The 236-nt window shown below is 57.6% G+C and carries 1 pseudogene; it reads left to right on the top strand.

The features are described 5' to 3' along the window. A pseudogene (locus RMT89_RS45415) lies at nucleotides 1–236 on the top strand (hypothetical protein); the annotation flags it as partial.

Below are 236 nucleotides of genomic sequence, written 5' to 3' on the forward strand. Positions count from 1 at the left end.
GGTGATCCGCTTCGCCGAACATCCAGCGCTGAAGAACCAGATCGGCAACGACATCGTCACCACCGACGGCACCACGCTGTTAGGTGCCGACAACAAGGCCGGTGTCGCCGAGATCATGGATGCCGCGCATTTCTTCATCAACAACCCCGATGTGAAGCACGGCACCATCAAGATCCTGTTCACGCCGGACGAAGAGATCGGGCGCGGAGTCGACAATGTCGACATCAAGAAGTTAG

The sequence above is a fragment of the Streptomyces sp. P17 genome, from assembly GCF_032436805.1.
In the GTDB taxonomy this organism is placed as follows: Bacteria; Actinomycetota; Actinomycetes; order Streptomycetales; family Streptomycetaceae; genus Streptomyces.